The organism is Novosphingobium sp. UBA1939, from assembly GCF_002336885.1.
Classification (GTDB): Bacteria; Pseudomonadota; Alphaproteobacteria; order Sphingomonadales; family Sphingomonadaceae; genus Novosphingobium.
Window position 1 is genome coordinate 1 of sequence record NZ_DDFB01000011.1, and the last position, 21852, is coordinate 21852.

The window sequence follows — 21852 nt, forward strand, 5'->3', positions numbered from 1 at the left end:
TGGCCTTCTCGATCACCATTTCGGCCACCTGGACGTGGCGGCTGGCGGGTTCGTCGAAGGTCGAGGAAATGACCTCGCCGTTCACCGAACGCTGCATGTCGGTCACTTCCTCGGGCCGTTCGTCGACGAGCAGCACGATCAGGAAGACTTCCGGATGGTTGTCGGTGATGGCCTTGGCCATGTTCTGCAGCAGCACGGTCTTGCCGGTGCGCGGCGGCGCCACGATCAGCGCGCGCTGGCCCTTGCCCTGCGGGCTGACGAGATCGATCACGCGGGCCGACTTGTCCTTGACCGTGGGGTCGAGCGTATCGAGCTTCAGGCGCTCGTTGGGATAGAGCGGCGTCAGGTTGTCGAAGTTCACGCGGTGGCGGACCGCTTCGGGATCGTCGAAGTTGACCTTGATCAGCCGGGTGATCGCGAAATAGCGCTCGCCGTCCTTGGGCGCGCGGACTTCGCCTTCCACGGTATCGCCGGTGCGCAGGCCCCATTTGCGGACCTGGTTGGGCGAAACGTAGATATCGTCGGGGCCGGCCAGGTAGTTCGCTTCGGGCGAACGGAGAAAGCCGAAGCCATCGGGCAGGACCTCGATCGTGCCAATGCCGAGGATTTCCTCACCATCTTCCGCCATCTCCTTGAGGATGGCGAACATCAGGTCCTGGCGGCGCATGGTCGATGCGCCTTCGACGCCAAGCTCTTCGGCCATTTCGACCAGCTCGGCAGGGGTTTTCTTCTTGAGTTCCTTGAGATGCATATTCTTGGGTTCCGGATGGAATACTGGGAATGGCCGGCGGACCTTGGGGCTTGGAGAAAGCGGGTCCGGTCGCTGCCATGGTGGCGCGACCTCCGATGCCGGACGCACAGCGCGATATGCCTTGCCTCGCGGCAAGTCAATCAGGACCGTAATGCGTCAAGGCTCAGAACGGCTTGAGAATCACCAGGATGACGATCAGCGCGGCGGTCACGCCTGGCACTTCGTTGATCATCCGCAGGCGCCTGCCCGAAAGCCGGCGTTCGCCCGCCGCCAGCGCGCGGGCATAGCCCGCCAGCCAGAAATGGTAAGCCGTCAGCGCCAGCACAAGGGCCAGCTTGGCATGGAACCAGCCCTGCTGGAACGCGCCGGTCGTCATCGCCAGCGCCAGACCAAGCACCCACACGACGACAAGCGACGGCCACAGGATGATTTTCAGCAGCTTGCCCTCGCGATCGATCCACATCGCGTTCTCGTGCGATCCGGGGGCCGCTTCCTGATGATAGACGAAGTAGCGCGGCAGCATGAACAGCCCGGCCATCCAGAATATCACGAAGATGATGTGGCCGGCCTTGAGCCAGAGATAGATCATCGCGAACACCTGCACCATGCGATCCAGGATAGCGCGTCAGCACGCATCCCGGAACGGGAGAATTGACCGGGAAAGCCTTTTGCCGCCGCTTGTCGGTAATGCAAGCCTCGAAAACCGCACCGTTATCCGGCCGGGATCGGCATCCCGCGCTCAGGCGCGGTGCGGACCGAACAGGATCACCGCGGCACCGGCAAGGCACAGCGCGGCGCCGCCCAGGTCCCAGCGATCCGGCCGCACGCCTTCGATGATCCACAGCCACAGCAAGGCGGACGTGATGTAGATCCCGCCATAGGCCGCATAGGCGCGCCCAGCGGCATCGCTGTTCACCAGCGTCAGCAACCACGCGAACAGGACCAGCGACGCGCAGCCGGGCACCAGCCACCACGCCGGCTTGCCCAGCCTGAGCCACGCCCAGAACGCGAAGCATCCCGCGATTTCGGCCAACGCCGCGCCCACAAAGACAAGCGGTGCCGGCATTGCCCGATGCTCCTTACCGCGCCATCACCGTGACTGCCCCCGCCGCCAGCCGCGTACCACGGTCAGCAGGTGCTCGACATGTTCGATCGGCGTGAACTGGCCGATACCGTGGCCCAAGTTGAACACGTGCGGCCGGTCGGCGAACGCTTCGAGAATGCGGAACGTCTGCCGTTCCAGCTCGACCCCGCCCGCCAGCAGCAGCAGCGGATCGAGATTGCCCTGCACCGGCAGGTTTGCTGGCAGGTTCTTCGCCGCCCACAGCGGATCGATCGTTTCGTCGATGCCGATGGCGTCCACTTTCGTGCCCTGCGCATAGGCCACGAGCTTTTCGCCTGCGCCCTTGGGAAAGCCGATCAGCGGCACGTGCCGGTAGCGTTTGCGGATCGCGGCGGCGATGCGGGCATTGGGTTCGATCACCCAGCGTTCGAACTGCGCCGGGGAAAGGCTGCCAGCCCAGCTGTCGAACAGCTGGAGCCCTTCTGCGCCCGCTTCGACCTGTCCGGCGAGATATTCCACGGTCACGTCCACAATCGCGTCTATGATCGCCTGGAAGGCCACAGGATCGCGATAGGCGTAGGCGCGCGTGTCGTGCTGGTCGCGGCTGCCCTCGCCCGCCACCATGTACGTGGCGATCGTCCAGGGCGATCCGGCAAAGCCCAGCAGGGTCTTGTCGCCCGACAGCTGGCTGCGCACCCGGCGCACGGTATCGTAGATCGGGGTGAGGCGTTCGGGCACGGCCCGCAGCGCGGAAAGCTGGGCATCGATCAGGCGCGGCGACAGGCGTGGCCCCTCACCCGCCAGAAACTCCAGGTTCTGCCCCATGGCGTAGGGCACGATCAGGATGTCCGAGAACAGGATCGCGCCATCGAAACCGAAGCGCCGGATGGGCTGGAGCGTGATTTCCGCCGCGGCCTCGGCATCGTACACCAGCTCGAGGAATCCCCCCTTGGCAGCCCGCAAGGCCCGGTATTCGGGCAGATAGCGGCCCGCCTGGCGCATCAGCCAGACCGGGCGGGAATCAAGATTTTCGCCGGAGAGCGAGCGGAGCAGCGGGCCGGGCATCGGTTCGGTCCAATCCTAAAAAATAGATTCTTTTAAAAAGGATGATGGAATCTGTTGTGCTGTGGATAGCGGGGATGAGCGCGCTCTGCCCGATTTGTGCCGGGGCCTCCACAAAAAAGCGTGGCCCGACTCTGCGCGCTCGGTGGTCAAGGCGAAGTTATCCCCGCAGTCCCCAGCCTGTGGGGAAGGCTTTCCACCTGTCGGCAAACCGCTTGTGGATCGGCCGGTTGCGGGGGTGAAATGGCAGGCCGAACTTGTCGTCGCATTCCTCCCGTGGTTTATCCTAGCGCTGTCCACAGCCTCATCCCGGGGCGCTGGAAAAGACGGGGAAACGGGCCACGATGACGCGGCTGCATCTGCACCTCCTGTCGGATTCCACCGGCGAAACGCTCGAGATGATCGCCAAGGCGGCGCTCGCGCAGTTCGACGATGCCGATATCGTCCGCCACTTCTGGCCGATGGTCCGCTCGCAGCAGCATCTCGACCGCATCATGGGGGAAATCGCCGCCAATCCGGGGCTTGTCCTGTTCACGCTGGTCAATGCCGAAACGCGCGAGCGGCTGGAGCAGCGCTGCGCCGCGCTCGGCCTGCCCAGCGTGGCTGCGCTCGATGCAGTGACCGACGCGCTGGAGGAGCAGCTTGGCCAGGAAGCGAAGGCACGGCCGGGCCGTCAGCACATGATGGACGAAGCCTATTTCGCCCGGGTCGATGCCATTCAGTTCACGATCGCGCATGATGACGGGGTGGGCTGGGAAAACTGGGAACAGGCGGACATCCTTCTGGCCGGCGTTTCGCGCTCCTCCAAGACGCCGACGTCAATTTACCTCGCCAATCGGGGATACAAGGTGGCGAACATTCCGATTGTCGTGGAAAGCCCGCCCCCTTCTTCGCTGTTCAATCTGCGCCGGCCGCTGGTGGTGGGGCTGACGACATCGCCCGAACGGCTGATTCAGGTCCGGCGCAACCGGCTCCTCTCGCTCAACCAGTCGCCTGAAACGGCCTATGTGAACAGCGATCAGGTCGCGCGCGAAGTCCAGTACGCCCGGCGGATGTTCGCGGACAACGGCTGGCCGGTGATTGACGTTTCGCGCCGCTCGATCGAGGAGACGGCGGCGGCGGTGATCAACCTCTACAACGAACGCCAGGCCGCCGGCGGTTCGGAAACGCCCGGATCCAAGCCGATCTGACCGGGAATTGCACGCGGATCCCCGCCGATCCGCACGGGAGAAGCCTGCCATGATAGTCCTCGCCTCGCAAAGCGCCTCGCGCAAGGCCATGCTCGATGCCGCCGGTATCGCTTACGAAGCGCAGTCGTCCGATGTCGACGAAGGCGCGATCAAGCGCGAGCTGATCGGAGTGCCGGGCGGCGATGTCGCGACGATCCTGGCCGAAGCCAAGGCCCTGCCCGTTTCCGTCGGCGTACCCGGCAAGCTCGTGCTCGGCGGCGATTCGCTGGTCGAAGTGGGTGGTCGGCAGTTCGACAAGCCGGTGAGCCGCGAGCAGGCGGCCGAACACCTGCGGTTCTTTTCCGGCCAGCGGATGAACCTGCACAGCGCTGCCGTGCTGGTGCGCGACGGGATAACGGTGTGGCGTCACTGCGAGACCGCCCGGCTTGATGTTCGACAGCTTTCGGACAGCTTTATCGACAGCTATCTCAACAGGGAATGGCCCGCCGTTTCGGGCTGTGTCGGCGTGTTCCGGATCGAGGCGCTGGGCGTGCAGCTGTTCGAACGGATCGAAGGAAGCCACTTCACCGTGTTGGGAATGCCGCTATTGGCCGTTCTGGCTGCGCTGCGCGCGCAGGGAGAGCTGGAAGCCTGAGAAAGGGCCGTAACGTGGCGATCAGACCCTATGCAGAGGTAATTGGCGATCCCATAACGCAATCGAAGTCGCCCGTTATTCACAATTTCTGGCTGAAGCAGCTGAAAATCGACGCTGTGTATAACGCCTGTCACGTAACGGAGGGCGATTTGGCGGCCTATTTGGCCGATCGCCGTAACGACGAGGCCTGGCGCGGCTGTAACGTTACGATGCCGCACAAGCAAACGGTGATTCCGTTACTCGATCGGCTCGATTCCGGGGCCGAAAGGATCGGCGCGGTCAACACGATCGTGCGTGAACGTAACGGGATTCTGGTTGGCCGTAACACCGATGCACCCGGATTCCTCGAACCGTTACGCCCGTTACTCGACAAAACGCACCTTTTCCGGATGGCGCGCGTGCTGGGCACCGGCGGAGCGGCGCGGGCGATCGTTACGGCATTGGCGGACGAACACATGGTAATCGTGCTGGCCGGCAGAAATCCGGCAAAAGCGCGGGCGTTACTCGATGAACTGGACCCCGGCGGCGACCACCACGCGGTCGATATCGCGCACTTCGAATCTGTAACGGATTTTGCCTTCGACGACCGTGCCGGGTGCCTCGATCTGGTGGTCAACGCCTCTTCGCTGGGGATGAGCGGCCAACCGCCCCTGCTTTTCGACATGAGCCACGCGCCGCCGGGCAGCGTGTTCTACGATATCGTTACGTCACCGCTCGAAACGGACTTTCTCAAGGCGGCAAGCGCCGCCGGGTTCCGCACGGTGGACGGCCTGTCGATGCTGATCGGGCAGGCGGACCATGCCTTCGCCCATTTTTTCGGCACGCGGCCGCCGCGTGATGGCGATGCTCTGTTGCGCCGGGAGATTGCAGGATGAGCCGGCCTTTCATTCTCGGCCTGACCGGCTCGATCGGGATGGGCAAGTCCGCCGTGGCGCTGATGTTGCGCGAACTGGGCGTGCCGGTGTTCGATGCGGACGCGGCGGTTCATGCGCTGCAAGGGCCGGGCGGTGCGCTCGTCCCGGCGATCGAGGCGGCCTTCCCCGGCACCACCGGTCCCGAGGGGGTGGTGCGGCAGGAACTGGGCGCGCGTGTTTTCGGCAATCCCGGAGCGCTCGCCCGGCTGGAAGCGATCGTCCACCCCGCCGTGGGCCGGATGCGCGAAGCGTTCCTGATCGAACATGCCGGGCAGCCGATCGTGGTGTTCGACATTCCGCTGCTGTTCGAAAAGGGGCATGGTGCCGGGCTCGACGCGGTGATGGTCGTGTCGGCTCCCGCCGCGGCGCAACGCGCGCGCGTGCTGGCGCGACCGGGCATGACGCCAGACAAGTTCGCCCATATCCTCGACCTGCAAGTACCGGATGCGGAAAAGCGCGCCCGCGCTGATTTCATCGTCGATACCGGCGTGACGCTGGAGGAAACGCGCGCGCAGGTTGCCGCGCTGATCGAGCGCATCCGTAGCGGCGCGTGGCAAAAAAACCCGCGTTGAAGCCTTGCCAGTGCCCGGCGACGGGTCAATATACCTATTGATGCGTGAGATCGTCTTCGACACGGAAACGACGGGTCTCGACCCCCGGAGCGGTGACCGCTTGGTGGAGATCGGCTGCATCGAGATGGTCAACCGGGTGCCTACCGGGGCCGTGTTTCATGCCTATTTCAATCCCGAGCGCGGCATGCCGGCCGAAGCCGAGGCGGTCCATGGCCTGTCCGAGGCGTTCCTGTCCGACAAGCCCAAGTTCGGGGAACGGGCGGAGGAACTGATCGCCTTCCTGGGCGACAGTCCTCTGGTGGCGCACAACGCCGGTTTCGATTTCGGCTTCCTCAATCACGAACTGGCGGCCTGCGGGCTGGAAGCGGTGGACCGCGATCGCATGGTCGATACGGTCGCCATCGCCCGGCGCAAGCATCCCGGCGCCAAGCTTTCACTGGATGCGCTGTGCACGCGCTATGGCATCGACCGGAGCCATCGCACCAAGCACGGCGCCTTGCTGGACGCGGAACTGCTGGCGCAGCTCTACGTCGAACTCATGGGTGGGCGGCAGATCGGCCTGGAACTGGCCGCAGAGGCGGCTGCTTCCGTGCAGACGGAAGAACTGGCCATCGCCGCTGTCACCCGCGTCTTCCGCACGCCCCGGCCCCATGCCGCGAGCGAGGCGGAATTGGCCCGCCATGCCGAATTCATGGCGGGTTTCAGCGATCCCCTCTGGTCGCGCTAGCGGCCGGCGCGGGATCGCCTCAAGCGAGGAGAAGGTTTTTATGGATATTCGCGTTTCGGGCCATCAGGTCGAGACCGGCGCCGCGCTCCAGGCTCATGCCGAGGAGCGGCTGACGGGCGTCGTCGGCAAGTACTTTTCCCGCGCGCTTTCCTCGCAAGTCACGCTTGGCAAGGGGCCGCACGGTGGTTTCCGATGCGATATCGTGACGCATGTCACGCAGGGACTGATCCTGAAGGGCAGCGCGATCGCCCAGGATGCCCACGCGGCGGTCGATCAGTCGGCCGAAAAGATCGACAAGCAGCTGCGCCGCTACAAGCGGCGGATCAACGCTCGGCAGGACCAGGCCGACCACGCCCGGCGCGCGGAAGAAGCGGCCTACACCGTGTTCGTGGTCGAAGAGACCGAGGAAGAGCCCGAAGTCGCCGATGCGCCGCTGGTGATCGCCGAGACGCGCGTTGACGTGCCCACCGCAACCGTTTCCGACGCGGTGATGATGCTCGATCTGCGCAATACCAACGCGCTGCTGTTCAAGAACGCGGGCACCGGCGTTCACAACATGGTCTATCGCCGTGGCGATGGGTCGATCGGCTGGGTCGAACCCGCCAAGTAGAGGCTATCGGTCATGGCTTCCCGCCATTTTAGGCGGGAAGCCATGATTCGGCACTTGCATGCCGGGGCTTTCCGGCGCATGGCCCGCCCGATTGATCGTGCCCCTGAGGCATGCTGACGGCATTTCCAGTCCATGACGGCTCTTTTTACCATTGATCCCCTGGCGGTCCGTATTGTCCGCGCCGAAACCAAGCAGCAGATTCTGAGCGAACTCGCCGATTGCTTCGCCACGGTCTATGCGCTGGATCGTGCCTCCGTGCTCGAACGGGTGGAAGAGCGCGAACGGCTGGGCAGCACCGGCTTCGGCCGTGGCGTTGCCATTCCGCATGCCCGGCTGGACAATTTGCCGCGGCCCGTGGCCACGTTCTTCCGCCTGGAAAATCCGGTCGAATTCGAAGCGGCCGACGGCATGCCGGTGGATTGCGTGTTCGGCCTGCTTTCGCCCGAACAGGCCGGGGCCACGCATTTGCAGGCGCTGGCGGCGATCTCGCGGCTGATGCGGGACGAGCGGATGCACGAACGCTTGCTCGCCGCGCCCGATGCCGACGCGATCTACGCCCTGCTCGTCAACGTCATCGACCGCGATGCCGCCTGAAGACGGCGCGGCCGGCGCGGCCAGCGAAGGCGCCCGGCTGCACTGGCGCGCGCTGGAAGGTCTCTATACCTCGGCGCCGGTCAACCATCTGTTCTCGTCGCGTCTGGAAATCGTGGGCGAAGGCCGCTCGCGTATCGTTTTCGATGTCGACCCGAGCTGCTTTCACGCAGCGGGCGCGGCGCATGGCACGATCTATTTCAAGATGCTGGACGATGCCGCGTTCTATGCCGCGAATACGCTGGTGACGGATCGCTTCCTGCTGACGACCTCGTTCAACCTGTTCTTCAGCCGGCCCATCCACGGTGGCCGGGTCATCGCCGAAGGGCGCTGGGTTTCCGGCCGGCGCCGCGTGCTGGTGGCGGAATCGCGGCTGGTGGACGAGGAAGGCGAGGAAGTGGGCCGGGGCACCGGCACGTTTCAGCGGTCGCGCATCGCGCTGGGCAGCTTGGAAGGCTATAATGCCGGCTTGCGCGGCACGGCCGCCTGAGCGGATCGGCCGCCGGGCTCATGGCAACGCGCCTTCCCGCCCATCTCGAAGTCAGTGGACTGATCCGCCGCACGCAGGCGCAGGGCGGCTTCGCGATGGTGCTGCACAAGGGCGAGCCGGACTCCGGCACCATCCTGATTGTTATGGTGGATAATCAGGGACTTGGAGCGCTCTATGAGCGGATGCCGCAGCGCGACGGCACGCGGGATTGGGCCAAGTCAAAGGTTCAAGATACTGATAATAAAAAAGAATTTGAGGATTACCTGATCCGCCGCCAGCGCCAAGACCCGGACGTGTGGATTATCGAACTGACTGTCGCAGACGGGGAACGCCTGATCCGGGGATGACCTGTGCGGGGTTGACTCTGCCGCTTCGCCAAATAAAGGCACCCTACCGCAATGCGAAGGCGGCGTGGTTCTGCGGGAGGCAGGACGCGCTAGCACGCAGACGGGGGGCAACCGTCATGGCTCTCCGGAGCAGGCCCGCGAGATGAAAGTCTCGGATGGGGCTTGCTTCCGCCATGCCCGGGTGCTCACCGCCGAATGACGATGATGGATGAGTAAGCAGTTAAAGTTTGCCAGCGCGATCAGCATCTGCCTGACACTGGCAACAACGATCTTTACCGCCGCCGGTTCCCGCGCGGCCGTTCAGGACCCGCAGGTTCCTGTGATCGAGGCCCAAGGCGCCTCTCCCGTGATTTTCCCTAGCCGGTCCGCCGCGTCTGTCCAGCAGGCTGCTGCGCAACAGGCCGCCGCGCATTCCGCGTCGAGCATCGCTGATGCCCCGGAATCGGACGCCGCGGAATCGCTGGCCGAGCTGGTTGATGAAACCGCCGTCCCCACCGAGCTGTCGAGCGAGCTGAACTGCCTTGCCGGCGCGATCTATTTCGAAGCCAAGAGCGAAACGTTGGACGGCCAGCTTGCCGTGGGCCGTGTGGTGGTTCAGCGTTCGAAGTCGGGCCGGTTCCCGGCGAGCTATTGTGGTGTGGTCTACCAGCCCTCGCAGTTCTCGTTCGTGCGCGGACACGCCATGCCGCCGATCAACAAGGGCAGCCGCGACTGGGCGGAAGCCGTCAAGATCGCGCAGATCGCCGACAAGGGCGCGTGGAAGAGCCCGGCCGAAGGCGCGATGTATTTCCATGCCGCGCGCGTTTCGCCGCGCTGGGGCAAGGTTCGCCTCGCCCGCGTGGACAATCATATCTTCTACCGCTGACGCGCCAGCGGCTTTCGGGCCGCGCGGAATAGCGAAAGGGCCGCCCGTGGGATGCCATGGGCGGCCCTTTCCGTATCGGGTTCAGCTTTTCCGCGAAAGGCTCATGGCGCTGACGGAAATCGTGCCCAGCGGGCCTGCCGGATCGTGCAGCGCGCACTGGCCCACCGCGATTCCGTGCTGCGAGAGGTGCCCGGTCAGTTCATAGCCCAGCCATTCGCCCACCGGCAGGCGGTGCAGATGCACGGTGAAGTCGGTATTGACGAAATCGATGCCGTGTTCGCTGCTGTGCGCCAGCGGGCTGGCGAAGTCCGCCGTCAGCGCGACATGGCCGAACGGCGTGAGCGGATGGCCGGCGACGATCTCGACCCCGGCCCGCAACCACGCCTGGCGTGCCGGCGGCGGCCCCATCGTGCCGAGCACGGTGGGATTGCCCTGCTCCGGGGTACCGCGCTCCTGGTCGATCCCGTTGCTTTCGCGCCGGAAGCGGGGGTGCGTAGCCGCGGGGACGGGGCGCACCTCCCAGTTGCCGAAACGGCGCAGCGGCTCCAACCCTTCCGGCGGCGGCGCGGGCCACGGCGGGCTTTGCCAGACGGGATTGTCCGGCTGCCGCGATTGCCGGGCGAGCTGGCAGGTGGCGCGGGCGCAAAGCTTGCCGTCGGCGGAAAGGCTGGCTTCCACCAGCTTCAGCCGGCCGCCGTCGTGCAACACGCGCAAGTCCACGCCGAGCGGCTGCGCCGGCGCCATGCGCAGCATGTCGACGCCGAAGCGCACGGGGATCAGCCCCGGCTCCATGACGTCGCGTTCGATGACGAAGCCCAGCAGCGATGCCATTGCGGCGCCGCTCAGCGTGCCCGGCTGCCAGTAGCCCCGGCCGAGCCTGGTCGGCACGAACAGATCGCCATCGGTTTCGAAAACGCTTTCCGGCACGGCTTTCGTGCTCTCCCCCTCCATTGAAGGGGTTTAATTGCACGATTAAATGGCGAAGGGAAGACGCCCCCTCCCTTCGCGCGCCGGGCCGGGAGGGATCAGTGGCGGAAGTGGCGCATTCCGGTGAAGATCATGGCGAGGCCGGCTTCGTCGGCCGCCTTGATCACGTCCTCGTCGCGGATCGATCCGCCCGGCTGGATCACCGCCGTGGCGCCGGCTTCCACCGCCGCCAGCAAGCCGTCGGCAAACGGGAAGAACGCGTCGGACGCGACCGCGGAGCCGACCGTGCGCGGCTCGTCCCAGCCGTGCGTTTCGGCGGCTTCCCTGGCCTTGGCGGCGGCAATGCGCGAGGAATCACGCCGGTTCATCTGGCCCGCGCCGATGCCGGCGGTCACGCCCTTGCTGGCATAGACGATGGCGTTCGACTTGACGTGCTTCGCCACGGTCCACGCGAACAGGCAGTCCTTCAGTTCCTGTTCGGTCGGCTGGCGCTTGGTCACCACCTTCAACGCGTCGTCGCCCAGCGCGCCGTTGTCGCGATCCTGCACCAGCAGGCCGCCGGCGATCGGCACCAGCGTCAGGCCGGCGCGATGCGCGTCGGGAAGGTCGTTCACCAGCAGCAGGCGCAGGTTCTTCTTGCGCGCGAAAGCGTCCTTCGCGGCCTCGTCGGCGCCAGGAGCCACGACCACTTCGGTGAAAATCTCGCAGATCGCATTGGCGGTGGGGCCGTCGAGCGGCTGGTTGACCGCGACGATGCCGCCGAACGCCGATACGGAATCGCAGGCCAGCGCCTGGTGCCAGGCTTCCAGCAGCGTATCGGCGGTGGCGACGCCGCAGGGGTTGGCGTGCTTGACGATCACCACGGTCGGCTTGTCCGCCGCGAATTCGGCCACCAGTTCCAGCGCGGCGTTGGCATCGTTGTAGTTGTTGTAGGACAGTTCCTTGCCCTGCACCTGCTGCGCCTGGGGCAGGCCGGTGGTGGCGGGCCGGTTCGGCACGTAGAGCGCCGCGTTCTGGTGCGGGTTCTCGCCATAACGCAGCGTCGTGACCAGCTTGCTCGAAAGATTGAGCGTGTCCGGAAAGCGCTGCCCCTGGTCGGCGAAGGCGAACCAGCTCGAGATCGCGGCGTCATAGGCGGCGGTCGCGGCGAAGGCCTTGGCCGCCATCGCCCGGCGGAACGCCAGCGTGGTGGCCCCGCCGGACTGTTCCAGTTCGCCCAGCAGCGTGGCGTAATCGGCCGGATCGGTCACGATGGTGACGAAGGCGTGATTCTTCGCCGCCGAACGGACCATCGAAGGGCCGCCGATGTCGATGTTCTCGATCACTTCGTCGCGGTCGGCGCCCTTGGCCACGGTCGCTTCGAATGGATAGAGATTGACCACGACAAGGTCGATCGCGCCGATGGCGTGCGCTTCCATCGCGGCGGCGTGTTCGGGGTTGTCGCGCACCGCCAGCAGGCCGCCGTGGACCATCGGGTGCAGCGTCTTGACGCGGCCGTCCATCATTTCGGGAAAGCCGGTCAGGTCCGACACGTCGCGCACGGTCAGCCCGGCGTCGCGCAGCGCCTTGGCGGTGCCGCCGGTGGAGACCAGTTGCACGCCGCGTGCCGCCAGCGCCTTGCCCAGATCCGCCAAACCGGATTTGTCGGACACCGAAAGCAGCGCCCGCTTGATCGTCACCTCACTCACAGGAATTTCCTATCTCATCTTCTTGAGCAGCCAGGAGAATGTCTCTCCGCTGCGGGGAATCTTGGCCTGGATGACAAGCTGGCGCGTGCCGATGGGGCGCCCCTGCCCGTCTGCCCACAGGCTTTCCTCGACCGACACGGGATCGCGGCCGGAGCGGAATTGCCACAGGCTGCCGTCGGGCAGGGCCAGAGTCACCCCCAGACCGTCCTCGCCGGCGGCCAGCTCGATATTCGGACCGAGATGGAAGCGCAAGGCGACGCCGATGGTGCCGCGCTTGCCCTTGCGGCCCGCCGGCACCAGCAGGTCTTCACCGCGCAGTTCGGTGCCGTCGTCGCGCAGGATCAGGATGCGCTGGTGCGACAGGCCGTAGCGCGTGACATAGCCATTGTGGCTCGCCTCGATCCGGGTTGCGCCGCCGCCCTTGTCGCCGCGCAAGGTGCGTCGGTCGATCTCGACCTCGGACACGCCCGAGCCGAGCTTGCCGTTGATGAGCACGGCGGTAGAGTTGAAATCGTCGATCGTCAGCGTGGAATGCGCCGCCGTGGCGCGCAGCCCCTGCGCCAGCCGCAGCGGGATGAGGCCGCCGGCAAAGGCCGCGCCGCCGCAGTTGACGATGATCCGTTCCGCGCCATGGCTCAGTTCGAACGCCAGCGTGGAGGCGCAGCCATCGCGGGTGTGGCGGGCCACGGGCGGGGGTGCCGCATCGACCTGAAGCACGGTCTTGCCGGCATTCACCCGCTGATAGCCCCACTGGCGGGCATCGCGCAGCGGCCGGGTACGGACGCCGCTGGCCTTGACCAGCGCCTCGATCCGCGCGGCCGGGACGGCGCCGGCCCCCTGCCAGCTCCCCAGCCCGCCATCGCCATGCAGCAGCGACAGCAGCGGCGGAACCAGCAGGTTGAGGATGGTATCGATCTGCGGCGGCGCATCACTGCGGACGGCGGCGTAGCAGGCCTTCAGCCGCACCAGCAGCTCGATCACCTCGATCTGGCCGAGCGGGCTGCGGGAAAGCACGCCGCCATCGTCGCCGATCAGATCGCCCACCGCGCGCATCAGGCCGGCTTCGCCGAACAGCCGGCGGGGATGGCCATCGGCCAGCAGCAGCCCGGCGGCGGTGATCGCAGTCCAGCCGGCGGTTTCGGCCAGCTTGTCGCCCGCCTTGCCGACGTTGCGATCCAGCCAGCGCGCGGTTTCCTCGATCACCAGCAACATGCGCCCGCGCGCCTTCTTGTCCGGGCCGGACAGCAGCAGCGGCGCGTGGATCAGCCAGGACAGCAGGCGGTGGCCGACGTTGCCCACGTCCCACGCCGGGGTGGCGTTGGGTTTGGGGTTGGCCGCCATCCAGATCTGCAGCACCCGTTCGGCAACCTGGGTGCATTGCTGGCGCGGCGCGCAGGCTTCAAGGTCAGCCAGCCAGCCAAAGCCATGGATCAGCCGCTCGAACGGGGGCGACAGGCGCGGGCCGCTGAACTCGACATCCGCGATCGGCGCCTTCATCCCGTGGAGCAGGAAATGGCCGGCGCGCAACGCGGTGCCGGCGGCCGTGTCACCGGGCAGCGGATTGGCGACCGTTGCCGTCAGGCGCGGCCGCGCCCGCTTGCGGAACGGGTTGAGCGCGCCCGCCGGCAGCCCCATGCGATAGGCGAAGCGCACGAAGCGATCGCCCGCGCCCACTGCGGGAGGGGAGAAATCGGCGAGCGCCAGGGCGCGGCCGGGCTCGATCGTTTCGGGCGTGGGCGTCAGTTCGAGCTCGGCTTCGGCCAATGTCGCGCGCTCCGGCCCTGGCGCTTCCGTCAAAGGCGTTCCGATGGATGGCCCCGGAGAGGGGGTAGCGGCTGGCGTGGGTTCGGCCGGTGTTGTTCCGGGCATGGACAGCAGCGGTTCCTCTCCCGGACCCAGCGGAATGGCCGGGCCTTCGCCGTGGCGAGCACCGGGATGGAAGGAACCACGCTTGATCCGTCCGTTGCCTTCCGTTGCCGGCACAGCCTCACCCCGTCCAACGCGCGAACCGGCCTCATTGTTTCCGGCGGCGCCAAAGGCGCGGGCGAAGGAAAGGCCGTTTTCGTTCACGGCGTCAGCCCGCCCCCTTCAGCGCGGCGATATTGGCCGCATAATGGCTTGGCCCGCCCCGGAAGCTGGCGGTTCCGGCCACCAGCACGTCCGCGCCGGCACCGGTGCACAGCCTGGCGGTTTCGAGATCGACCCCGCCATCCACTTCGAGGTGAATCGGCCGGCCGGTCTTGTCGATCATCTTGCGGACCGCCTCGATCTTGCGAAGCTGGCTGGAAATGAAACTTTGCCCGCCAAACCCGGGATTGACGCTCATGATCAGCACCAGATCGATCTCGTCGATCAGGTAATCGAGCATCTTGGCCGGCGTGGCGGGGTTCAGCGAGATGCCGGCCTTCTTGCCCAGCGCCCGGATCGCCTGAACCGTGCGGTGGACGTGCGGGCCGGCTTCGGGATGGACGGTGATGATGTCGGCGCCGGCGTCGGCAAAGGCCTGCAGGTAGCCATCGACGGGCGAGATCATCAGGTGAACGTCGAACGGTTTCGCCGTGTGCGGGCGCAGCGCCTTCACCACGCCGGGGCCGATGGTGATATTGGGCACGAAATGGCCGTCCATCACATCGACATGAATCCAGTCCGCGCCGGCGGCATCGATAGCGCGAACTTCCTCGCCCAGACGGGCGAAGTCCGCGGAAAGGATCGAGGGCGAAATCAGCGGAACAGCCATGGACGGGAACGATCTTCGCTGCCTGCGGTCTTGCGAACCTGTTTCGGGATACCGTGAACTGTGGATGGCGGGTCGGAAAAGCCTGGTCCGGCGGGACCGGGCGATTTCCTTGCGCCGCATTCGGGCTTACCGGTGGCGAATCGCCCGAACAAGCGTGAATCCGCCGTTTTCCACACGGATTAGGCATGGTCGCACACTTTGCCGGCTCCCGCCCGGATTAAGCGCGCGTTCACGGCCCGAATTGGATATGGCGGGGGCGCGAAACCCGCATTACAGGGGCATCGCGATAAAGGTCAGGTGGTTTCGGTGGTCGGCCGGCAAGGGCGGGCACGGGAAGCGATGCTGACGGGAACAGCAACTGGGATTGAAGCGATATGACCTTGCCGAGACGTATCCGCGCCGCGGCCGCAGCCGTCCTTGCGCTTGCCGGATCGGGCCTTTTCGCCAGTTCCGCACAGGCGGCCCCGAGTTGTGCCGGCCCGGCGAGCGACACCTGGATCAACATCGTGGTGGATGGCGTGCGCAACGGCAACGGCCTGATCGCGGTGACGCTGTACGAAGACGATTCCCGCAAGTTCCTCGTCAAGCACGGATCGCTCTACGTCGGGCGGGTCGATGCCGCCGCGCCCGAAACGCGCATGTGCCTGTTTGTGCCCCGCCCCGGCGTCTATGCCATCGCGGTCTATCACGACGAGGATGCGTCGGGGAAGATCAACCGCAGCGGCGTGCTCGGCATCCCGACCGAAGGCTTCGGTTTTTCCAACAATCCGCCGACCATCGCCAGCCTGCCCGCGTTCCGTTCGGTGCGGATCAGCATTCCGCGCAGCAACCTGTCCACGCGGATTCACCTGAAATATCCCTGACGGCCGGCCGGGGGGGCGCCGGCCGCGCTCCCTGGCCCTCGCGCCGGGGCGGCTTCAGCCCGGCACGCCGTTGAACATCGGCGCGAGATGCCACGGCGCCAGCTCCTCGGCCAGCGTGTGCGCGCGGGGATCGTCGACGTCCATCCACCAGGCATCGTCGATGTCCATCGTCGCCGCGCGGCCGCGATCGGCCAGCACCTGCATCCCGTCCGAAAGGCTTCCCGCCTTGCCGGCCGTGATCGCCTCGCGGATCGCCGTGGCCAGCTCCGGCGTAGCCAGGAACGCGCCGCAATCGACCGCGTCGTAAGGTTCGATGGTCTTGCCGATGGCGGTGATGAAGCCGCGTTCGTCCAGCCGCACCCAGGTGGCGTCGTCGGGATCGACCAGCGGATTGTCGAGCCGGCGGTCGATCGCCAGGGTCACGCCCCGGTCGGGCGCGTCCTGCGCCAGCAGGCTGGCCAGGATCTCGGCCTCGAACATGTGGTCGGCCATCATCAGCAGGTAGTTGCCTTCGCACCGCGTGGCGCCGGCCATCACCGAATGGCCGTTGGGCGTTGACCAGTCCGCCAGGCGCACGGGCACGATTTCCACCGCCAGCCGCTGCGAAAGGTCGGCCAGAAACGCCTCGACCATCTCGGCGCGGTGGCCGGTAACCACCACCACGCGGGTCACCCCCGCGATCATCGCCTGGCGCACGCCGATCTCGATCAGCGGCACGCCGGCGACCGGCGTCAGCGGCTTGGAAGGGGAAAGGTCGGCAAGCCGGCTGCCATAGCCGGCGGCGATGATGAGCGCGTCCATGATCTTCGGGATTCCTGCCGGGCTGAAAAAGCAGCGGGCCGGCCGAACGCCCAAACGTCCGGCCGGCCCGCCCTGTCCTGTCGCGTCGGTCCGCTTACTCGGCGGCAAGCGCCTGGTCGGAAACGTATTCCTCGACCATCTGCGCGGCGACGTCGTCGTTGAACTGCTGCGGCGGGTGCTTGCAGAAATAGGCCGACGGGCCGATCAGCGCACCGCCCTCGCCACGCTCCAGCGCGACCTTGCAGCAACGGATCGCGTCCATCACGCAAGCGGCCGAGTTCGGGCTGTCTTCCACCGAAAGGCGGAGTTCCAGGTTCATCGGCACGTTGCCCCACTGCGCGCCTTCCAGGCGCAGGAAGCACAGCTTGTTGTCCTTCTGCCAGGGAACATAGTCCGACGGGCCGACGTGGATGTTCTCGTCCTCAAGGCGCTGGGCCAGCATGGCCTGCACCGCCTCGGTCTTCGATTCCTTCTTGCTGCCCAGACGCTGGCGGTCGAGCATGTTCATGAAATCGGTGTTGCCGCCGGTGTTGAGCTGATAAGTGCGCTCCACGGTCACGCCGCGCGCGCCGAACAGGCTGGACAGCACGCGGTGGACGATCGTGGCGCCGACCTGCGCCTTGATGTCGTCACCCACGATCGGGATGCGCTTGGCGCGGAACTTGGCTTCCCATTCGGGACGGCTGGCGATGAACACCGGCATGCAGTTGACCACCGCGACGCCGGCTTCGAGCGCGCATTCCATATAGAATTCGGTCGCTTCCTGCGAACCGACCGGCAGGAAGTTCAGGAGAACCTCGGCGCCCGTTTCCTTGAGCGCGGCCACGATCGATTCCTTGGTGGCTTCGGGCGCGTCGGCCACGATGAAGCCCTTGTCGCCCATTCCGGTCATGTGATCGGCAACGCCATCGAGCTTCTTGCCCATGATGACCTTGGCGCCGGTGGCCGGAACGTCGGGGAAGAACACGGCGGTGCAGTTCGGACCGGCGAAGATGGCTTCGCTGATGTCCTTGCCTACCTTGCGCGCATCGACATCAATGCCGAGCACGAAATCAACGTCACCCGCGCCATAGCCACCGATCCGGTCATGGATGAGGCCCTGCGACGAGTTGTTGTTGCGGTAGTGATAGACCCCCTGGACCAGCGAGCTGGCGCAGTTGCCCACGCCGATCACGGCGACCTTGATTGGCTTCATGAATCTCGATCCCTTCACACAGGCGCCATACGGCGGCTGTAACTAATTTGCCTCATTTCCATTTCGCGCGGCAAATGCAAGCACATTTCCCTGACGTCATGCTTGCGTAGGCCGCAGGGCAAGGATGACAGCGACCAGCCATCCCCCGGCAGCAACCGCAAACAGGGCCAGCACCAGCGGAGCAAGCCCGAACGCAATGAGCAATGCGAAAGCCAGTGCGAAGAAATCCCGGCTAGTAAGGTAAGTGAGCCCCTGCATCAAGCGCGATGGCTCACCGTTCGCACCTTGCCGACGGTAATGGTCCTTCACCACGTCAAAACTGAACGGCGCCTGACTGCGCGCGGCGGCCCGGCCGATCATCACCAGTCCGCTGGCCAGCAGGACAAGGCCGGCATAGCCGAACGTCGCATAGACCACTTCGCCGCGCATCTGCAGGTTGATGGCCACGCCCAGCAGGAAAGCCAGATTCGTCGCGGCATCGACCAGGCTGTCCATCTTCGCGCCCGCCGGCGAGCTGCGAAACGTGGCGCGCGAGATTTCCCCGTCAACCCCGTCGAAGATCGATGCGGCCTGGAACAGGATAGCCCCTACCACCAGGCCGGTCGCTCCCCAGAACAGCAGGCTGGCGAACATCGCGGCGGCGATCAGCCCGGTGCCGATAGTCGCGTGAACCGGGCGGATTCCCGGAAAATGCAGCAACAGCGCGGAAATCGCCTGCGAGATCGGCCGGTTGAGGTGGCGCGAGACGATTCCGTCGGTCGGCTTGGCCGTGGAGCGCACGACGGCGCGGGCGGCGGCGCCCAGCCGGCGCGGCGATTCCGCACCCTGGGCGGTCATCCGCCCGGCAACCTGGTTGGCTTCCTCCTGCGGCACGACCTGCACCAGATCGGCCTGCGTGATGCCGCCGGGTTCGGCGATCGCGCGCAGGATCGCATCGGCGGTCGGCTGCCGATCGCCGGGAATCATCGCCACCCGGTCAAACCCGCCTTCGACCGCGAGGGCCGATCCGTTACCGAAATGCACGTCCATGCCATCGGCGAGCCGGTCGATCTCGGCGCGCGTTGCCGCCGAAGGTTCCCATCCCGCGCCGGCGGTGACCCAGCATACAGAAAGGCCCGCGCGCCGCGCCTCGCGCACCGAACGCGCGGCGGCGGGAACGCCCGCGACCAGCCGCTCGGCATCGCGTCCCGATGCGAAAACGATGACTCCCAGCGGCAATTTCATCTATTCGATCCCCAGGGCAGGCCCAATGAACGCATCCACCCTGTTCAGTAAGTGGCGCGGCTTATATAGCCGCCATCGGCGGTCGCCAAGGTGGCGAAACGTCGGGAGGTATTTCGGATGATTACGCGCGCAGTGGAACCTCGTCGGCCGCAACGGCCGCGCGAAATGCAGGATCCGCTGAACCTGTACCTCTATCATCCGCTGTCCTGGCAGCTGGCGCGCCGGCTCGCGCATACGCCGGTAACGCCCAACATGGTTTCGGTGGCCGGGGGCCTGTTCGTGGTGGCGGCGGGCTTCTGCTACTGGGGCGTGCCCTGGCCGCTCGGCGCGGCGCTGGGCATGGCGCTGCACATGACCTGGCATATCGTCGATGGCGCGGACGGCGATCTGGCGCGGGTTACCGGCAAGTCCAGCCCGCTCGGCGAAATGGTCGACGGCATCTGCGACTATACCAGCCACATCGTGCTCTACGTGCTGCTGGCCTTCGTGCTCACGCGCACGATGGGGGCGGGCTGGGCCTGGTTCTGGACGCTGGCGGCCGGCGCCAGCCACATTGTGCAGTCGAACCACGTCGAAGTGCAGCGGCGCTTTTACCAGTACTGGATGTACGGCGTGCCCTGGCTGCACAACGCCAAGGGCGATCAGCCGGGCCTGTTCGAGGAGAAGCGCGGGGCCTGGCGCATCTTTCTGCAGACCATCGTGCGGCTTTATCTGCGGCTGGCGGCGGGCATGTCGCCCCATGCGCTGGTGATAGACGGCGCGGTCAAGGCGGCGCGCGATGATCCCGCGCGGCTGGGGGCGATCCGGGCCGAAGTGCGGCGCGAACAGCAGCCGCTGCTGCGCGTGCTCAAGCTGCTTGGCCCGAACCCGCGCGCGATCGTGCTGGGCCTGGCGATGTTTGCCGGCAGCCCCCTTTACTATTTCCTGTACCAGACGGTGGTGCTGAACCTGCTGATGGCGGTTTCCGTCAAGCTGCACAATGCGGCGGCGATGCGGACCGCGCAGCGGCTGGAGGCCGAAGGGCTGACGGCGTAAGGGCCTGACTGCGGTTACAGCACCCGGAAGCGCGCCATCGAGAGTACGCCGGGGCGCAGCTTCGTCCACAGGTGGATCGTCAGGCCATAGACGGCGAGCGCCAGCAGCGGCGTGGCGATCGCATCGACCCGCGCCGGCGCCCGGAACACATCGGCCAGCGCTTCATAGAGCAGCAGCCCCGCCGCGCCGCCGGCCAGCGCGCCGATCACGGGGGCGGCGGCGTGGAGCGGCGGTTGCCGCACGCCCAGTTGCTTGAGCCAGTGCCGGCGCAGCAGCGTGGCGACGATCGCCGCCAACAGCATGGCGGCCGACGCGCCGAGGATCCCGAACGCCGGCGCCAGCACGGGCACCAGGATGGCGGCGATCGCGATCAGCACCACGTTGATCAGCAGCGCCAGCGCAGGCCGGCGATAGTAGAGGATCAGTTCCCCCACGCCGAACGCGCCGTTGACGGTTTCGGCCAGCACCATGACGATCAGTGCGTGATAGCCGACAACGTAGTGCGGTCCGAACAGGGCCAGCAGCGGTTCGCCGGCTGCGGCCATCAGCAACACGATCGCCAGCTGGATCGTCAGGATCAGGCGCGTCGCGGCGGCGGTGGCTTCGCCGGTCACGATATCGCCGGCGGCGCGCATCGTGCGCGCGATCAGCGGGGTCAGGATGCCGTCGAACGATTGGCGCACTTGCGTGATCGGCGTGCGCAGCTGGCGCAGCACGCCATAGACGCCGGCGGGCGCGTCCCCCAGCAGGAAGCCCACGAGATAGAGGTCGATGCGCTGCGCCAGCGAGGTCAGCAGGTCGCTGCCGCTGGCGGGCAGCAGCGAACGGGCGCGCTGCGTCAGCGCGCCGGCATGGGGGCGCCACCGGGCAAGACGCAACGGACCCAGCGAATGGCGCGCGCTCCACAGCGCGGTGCCCGCCAGCGCCAGGCTGCCGGCCCAGTAGCCGAACAGCAGGCCGGTTTCGGTAAAGCCGGCATACCAGGCGGCGAACGTCACTGCCGTGGCGACATAGGGTTCGATCACGCCGCGCGCCATGACTTCATAGCGCATCATATGGGTCCAGCGCGTGGCGGCCAGGGCGACATCGCCCGCGGCCTGTCCCAGCACCGCCGGCGCCAGCACGGCCAGTGCGAAGCGAAGATGGTCGGACACCATGGCCGCGGGCAGCACTTGCGCGCCGAGCGCCACCACGCCCGCGATGCCAAGGCCGGACAGAACGGTCAGCAGCAGCGCATCGAGCAGGACATGCGTGGCCGGCCGCGCATCGGCGGCGCCGGTATTGGCTTCCTCCTCAAGCCACGGGAAGATCATCCGCTTCAGCCCGAGGCTGGCGACCGGGACCATCAGTTCGACCACCGCCACCGCCAGGCTGAACACGCCATAGGCCGCCGCGCCATAGAGCCGCGCCCCGATATAGAGGAACGAGGCCCGTGCCGCGAAACGGATGATGAAGCTGAAGGCATTGGAGCCCACGCCCCTGGCAATAACCTTCTGGGGCGTCCCTTCTGCCGTCATGACGGCGCGATAGGACGGCCCATCGGCACTGGCAAGCTCCCCCGTGAGT

At 66.4% G+C, this 21852-nt stretch carries 24 protein-coding genes; 12 read left to right on the top strand and 12 right to left on the bottom strand.

Annotated features, from left to right (window positions below; translation table 11 throughout):
• The 4 genes from rho to hemE form a co-directional block, all read right to left on the bottom strand.
• Positions 1-751 (bottom strand): transcription termination factor Rho (rho, locus tag B3547_RS01735; protein ID WP_292959734.1); only part of this gene is annotated, 751 nt, incomplete at its 3' end.
• Between the two features lie 163 nt (positions 752-914).
• A complete protein-coding gene (locus B3547_RS01740; protein WP_292959735.1) occupies positions 915-1358 on the bottom strand; it encodes a CopD family protein in 444 nt (147 codons plus the stop codon).
• Positions 1359-1490: 132 nt separating this feature from the next.
• Positions 1491-1817 (bottom strand): YnfA family protein, encoded by a 327-nt coding sequence (locus B3547_RS01745; RefSeq protein WP_292959736.1) that lies wholly within the window; start codon positions 1815-1817, stop codon positions 1491-1493.
• A 24-nt stretch (positions 1818-1841) separates the two neighbouring features.
• Entirely contained in the window at positions 1842-2879 is a 1038-nt protein-coding gene (hemE, locus tag B3547_RS01750) for a uroporphyrinogen decarboxylase (RefSeq protein ID WP_194919014.1), read from the bottom strand.
• Between the two features lie 341 nt (positions 2880-3220).
• Here hemE and B3547_RS01755 point away from each other — a divergent pair, with 341 nt between their 5' ends.
• The 10 genes from B3547_RS01755 (at position 3221) to B3547_RS01800 (ending at position 9816) form a co-directional block, all read left to right on the top strand.
• Positions 3221-4066: a pyruvate, water dikinase regulatory protein gene (locus tag B3547_RS01755; protein ID WP_124810369.1), complete on the top strand. Its 846-nt coding sequence runs from the start codon at positions 3221-3223 to the stop codon at positions 4064-4066.
• A gap of 49 nt (positions 4067-4115) precedes the next feature.
• A complete protein-coding gene (locus B3547_RS01760) occupies positions 4116-4700 on the top strand; it encodes a nucleoside triphosphate pyrophosphatase (protein ID WP_292959737.1) in 585 nt (194 codons plus the stop codon).
• Positions 4701-4720: 20 nt separating this feature from the next.
• Positions 4721-5575: a shikimate dehydrogenase family protein gene (locus B3547_RS01765; protein WP_292959758.1), complete on the top strand. Its 855-nt coding sequence runs from the start codon at positions 4721-4723 to the stop codon at positions 5573-5575.
• Complete coding sequence (coaE, locus tag B3547_RS01770; RefSeq protein WP_292959738.1) at positions 5572-6186, top strand: dephospho-CoA kinase; 615 nt, start codon at positions 5572-5574, stop codon at positions 6184-6186. Before B3547_RS01765 ends, coaE begins: the two co-directional genes overlap by 4 nt.
• A 40-nt stretch (positions 6187-6226) precedes the next feature.
• Positions 6227-6913, top strand: coding sequence for a DNA polymerase III subunit epsilon (dnaQ, locus tag B3547_RS01775; RefSeq protein WP_124810366.1), 687 nt, complete (start codon positions 6227-6229; stop codon positions 6911-6913).
• A gap of 40 nt (positions 6914-6953) precedes the next feature.
• A complete protein-coding gene (hpf, locus tag B3547_RS01780) occupies positions 6954-7523 on the top strand; it encodes a ribosome hibernation-promoting factor, HPF/YfiA family (protein ID WP_124810365.1) in 570 nt (189 codons plus the stop codon).
• 132 nt (positions 7524-7655) lie between these two features.
• The gene (locus B3547_RS01785; RefSeq protein ID WP_124810364.1) at positions 7656-8117 is read left to right on the top strand and encodes a PTS sugar transporter subunit IIA; all 462 of its coding nucleotides are present in this window, start codon (positions 7656-7658) and stop codon (positions 8115-8117) included.
• Complete coding sequence (locus tag B3547_RS01790; RefSeq protein ID WP_125954248.1) at positions 8107-8604, top strand: PaaI family thioesterase; 498 nt, start codon at positions 8107-8109, stop codon at positions 8602-8604. Before B3547_RS01785 ends, B3547_RS01790 begins: the two co-directional genes overlap by 11 nt.
• A gap of 20 nt (positions 8605-8624) precedes the next feature.
• The gene (locus B3547_RS01795) at positions 8625-8951 is read left to right on the top strand and encodes a DUF1491 family protein (RefSeq protein ID WP_292959740.1); all 327 of its coding nucleotides are present in this window, start codon (positions 8625-8627) and stop codon (positions 8949-8951) included.
• A 208-nt stretch (positions 8952-9159) separates the two neighbouring features.
• Complete coding sequence (locus tag B3547_RS01800; protein ID WP_292959741.1) at positions 9160-9816, top strand: cell wall hydrolase; 657 nt, start codon at positions 9160-9162, stop codon at positions 9814-9816.
• Positions 9817-9897: 81 nt separating this feature from the next.
• Here the strand turns inward: B3547_RS01800 and B3547_RS01805 are convergent, their stop codons facing one another.
• The 4 genes from B3547_RS01805 to rpe form a co-directional block, all read right to left on the bottom strand.
• Positions 9898-10743, bottom strand: coding sequence for an acyl-CoA thioesterase domain-containing protein (locus B3547_RS01805; RefSeq protein ID WP_292959742.1), 846 nt, complete (start codon positions 10741-10743; stop codon positions 9898-9900).
• Positions 10744-10841: 98 nt separating this feature from the next.
• Positions 10842-12431 carry a bifunctional phosphoribosylaminoimidazolecarboxamide formyltransferase/IMP cyclohydrolase gene (purH, locus tag B3547_RS01810; protein ID WP_292959744.1) on the bottom strand — a complete coding sequence of 530 codons (1590 nt, stop codon included), beginning with the start codon at positions 12429-12431 and terminating at the stop codon, positions 10842-10844.
• A 9-nt stretch (positions 12432-12440) separates the two neighbouring features.
• Positions 12441-14300 carry a heparinase II/III family protein gene (locus tag B3547_RS01815; RefSeq protein WP_125954244.1) on the bottom strand — a complete coding sequence of 620 codons (1860 nt, stop codon included), beginning with the start codon at positions 14298-14300 and terminating at the stop codon, positions 12441-12443.
• Positions 14301-14505: 205 nt separating this feature from the next.
• Positions 14506-15168: a ribulose-phosphate 3-epimerase gene (gene rpe / locus B3547_RS01820; protein ID WP_124810358.1), complete on the bottom strand. Its 663-nt coding sequence runs from the start codon at positions 15166-15168 to the stop codon at positions 14506-14508.
• A 374-nt stretch (positions 15169-15542) separates the two neighbouring features.
• Here rpe and B3547_RS01825 point away from each other — a divergent pair, with 374 nt between their 5' ends.
• On the top strand, positions 15543-16031 hold the full coding sequence (locus B3547_RS01825) for a DUF2141 domain-containing protein (protein WP_292959746.1): 489 nt from the start codon (positions 15543-15545) through the stop codon (positions 16029-16031).
• A gap of 54 nt (positions 16032-16085) precedes the next feature.
• Here the strand turns inward: B3547_RS01825 and B3547_RS01830 are convergent, their stop codons facing one another.
• From B3547_RS01830 to B3547_RS01840, 3 genes are all read right to left on the bottom strand, one after another.
• Positions 16086-16832, bottom strand: a complete 747-nt coding sequence (locus tag B3547_RS01830; protein WP_292959747.1) for an NTP transferase domain-containing protein — start codon at positions 16830-16832, stop codon at positions 16086-16088.
• A gap of 94 nt (positions 16833-16926) precedes the next feature.
• Positions 16927-18027: an inositol-3-phosphate synthase gene (locus tag B3547_RS01835; protein WP_124810355.1), complete on the bottom strand. Its 1101-nt coding sequence runs from the start codon at positions 18025-18027 to the stop codon at positions 16927-16929.
• 96 nt (positions 18028-18123) lie between these two features.
• A complete protein-coding gene (locus tag B3547_RS01840; protein WP_194919000.1) occupies positions 18124-19251 on the bottom strand; it encodes a CDP-alcohol phosphatidyltransferase family protein in 1128 nt (375 codons plus the stop codon).
• Between the two features lie 165 nt (positions 19252-19416).
• Between B3547_RS01840 and B3547_RS01845 the strand changes: the two genes are divergently transcribed.
• Positions 19417-20286 carry a CDP-alcohol phosphatidyltransferase family protein gene (locus B3547_RS01845; RefSeq protein ID WP_233497410.1) on the top strand — a complete coding sequence of 290 codons (870 nt, stop codon included), beginning with the start codon at positions 19417-19419 and terminating at the stop codon, positions 20284-20286.
• 14 nt (positions 20287-20300) lie between these two features.
• On the opposite strand, the gene B3547_RS01850 is transcribed toward B3547_RS01845, so the two are convergent.
• Positions 20301-21803, bottom strand: a complete 1503-nt coding sequence (locus tag B3547_RS01850; protein WP_292959748.1) for a lipopolysaccharide biosynthesis protein — start codon at positions 21801-21803, stop codon at positions 20301-20303.
• Between the last annotated feature and the right edge of the window lie 49 nt (positions 21804-21852).

Coding starts and splice junctions, on each gene's coding strand:
- B3547_RS01825 (WP_292959746.1), top strand. CDS start 15,543: ATGACCTTGCCGAGACGTATCCGCGCCGCGGCCGCAGCCGTCCTTGCG.
- coaE (WP_292959738.1), top strand. CDS start 5,572: ATGAGCCGGCCTTTCATTCTCGGCCTGACCGGCTCGATCGGGATGGGC.
- B3547_RS01850 (WP_292959748.1), bottom strand. CDS start 21,803: ATGACGGCAGAAGGGACGCCCCAGAAGGTTATTGCCAGGGGCGTGGGC.
- B3547_RS01845 (WP_233497410.1), top strand. CDS start 19,417: ATGCAGGATCCGCTGAACCTGTACCTCTATCATCCGCTGTCCTGGCAG.
- B3547_RS01760 (WP_292959737.1), top strand. CDS start 4,116: ATGATAGTCCTCGCCTCGCAAAGCGCCTCGCGCAAGGCCATGCTCGAT.
- B3547_RS01835 (WP_124810355.1), bottom strand. CDS start 18,027: ATGAAGCCAATCAAGGTCGCCGTGATCGGCGTGGGCAACTGCGCCAGC.
- dnaQ (WP_124810366.1), top strand. CDS start 6,227: ATGCGTGAGATCGTCTTCGACACGGAAACGACGGGTCTCGACCCCCGG.
- hpf (WP_124810365.1), top strand. CDS start 6,954: ATGGATATTCGCGTTTCGGGCCATCAGGTCGAGACCGGCGCCGCGCTC.
- B3547_RS01755 (WP_124810369.1), top strand. CDS start 3,221: ATGACGCGGCTGCATCTGCACCTCCTGTCGGATTCCACCGGCGAAACG.
- B3547_RS01745 (WP_292959736.1), bottom strand. CDS start 1,817: ATGCCGGCACCGCTTGTCTTTGTGGGCGCGGCGTTGGCCGAAATCGCG.
- B3547_RS01830 (WP_292959747.1), bottom strand. CDS start 16,832: ATGGACGCGCTCATCATCGCCGCCGGCTATGGCAGCCGGCTTGCCGAC.
- B3547_RS01785 (WP_124810364.1), top strand. CDS start 7,656: ATGACGGCTCTTTTTACCATTGATCCCCTGGCGGTCCGTATTGTCCGC.
- B3547_RS01740 (WP_292959735.1), bottom strand. CDS start 1,358: ATGGTGCAGGTGTTCGCGATGATCTATCTCTGGCTCAAGGCCGGCCAC.
- hemE (WP_194919014.1), bottom strand. CDS start 2,879: ATGCCCGGCCCGCTGCTCCGCTCGCTCTCCGGCGAAAATCTTGATTCC.
- B3547_RS01840 (WP_194919000.1), bottom strand. CDS start 19,251: ATGAAATTGCCGCTGGGAGTCATCGTTTTCGCATCGGGACGCGATGCC.
- B3547_RS01800 (WP_292959741.1), top strand. CDS start 9,160: ATGAGTAAGCAGTTAAAGTTTGCCAGCGCGATCAGCATCTGCCTGACA.
- B3547_RS01790 (WP_125954248.1), top strand. CDS start 8,107: ATGCCGCCTGAAGACGGCGCGGCCGGCGCGGCCAGCGAAGGCGCCCGG.
- rpe (WP_124810358.1), bottom strand. CDS start 15,168: ATGGCTGTTCCGCTGATTTCGCCCTCGATCCTTTCCGCGGACTTCGCC.
- B3547_RS01815 (WP_125954244.1), bottom strand. CDS start 14,300: ATGCCCGGAACAACACCGGCCGAACCCACGCCAGCCGCTACCCCCTCT.
- B3547_RS01795 (WP_292959740.1), top strand. CDS start 8,625: ATGGCAACGCGCCTTCCCGCCCATCTCGAAGTCAGTGGACTGATCCGC.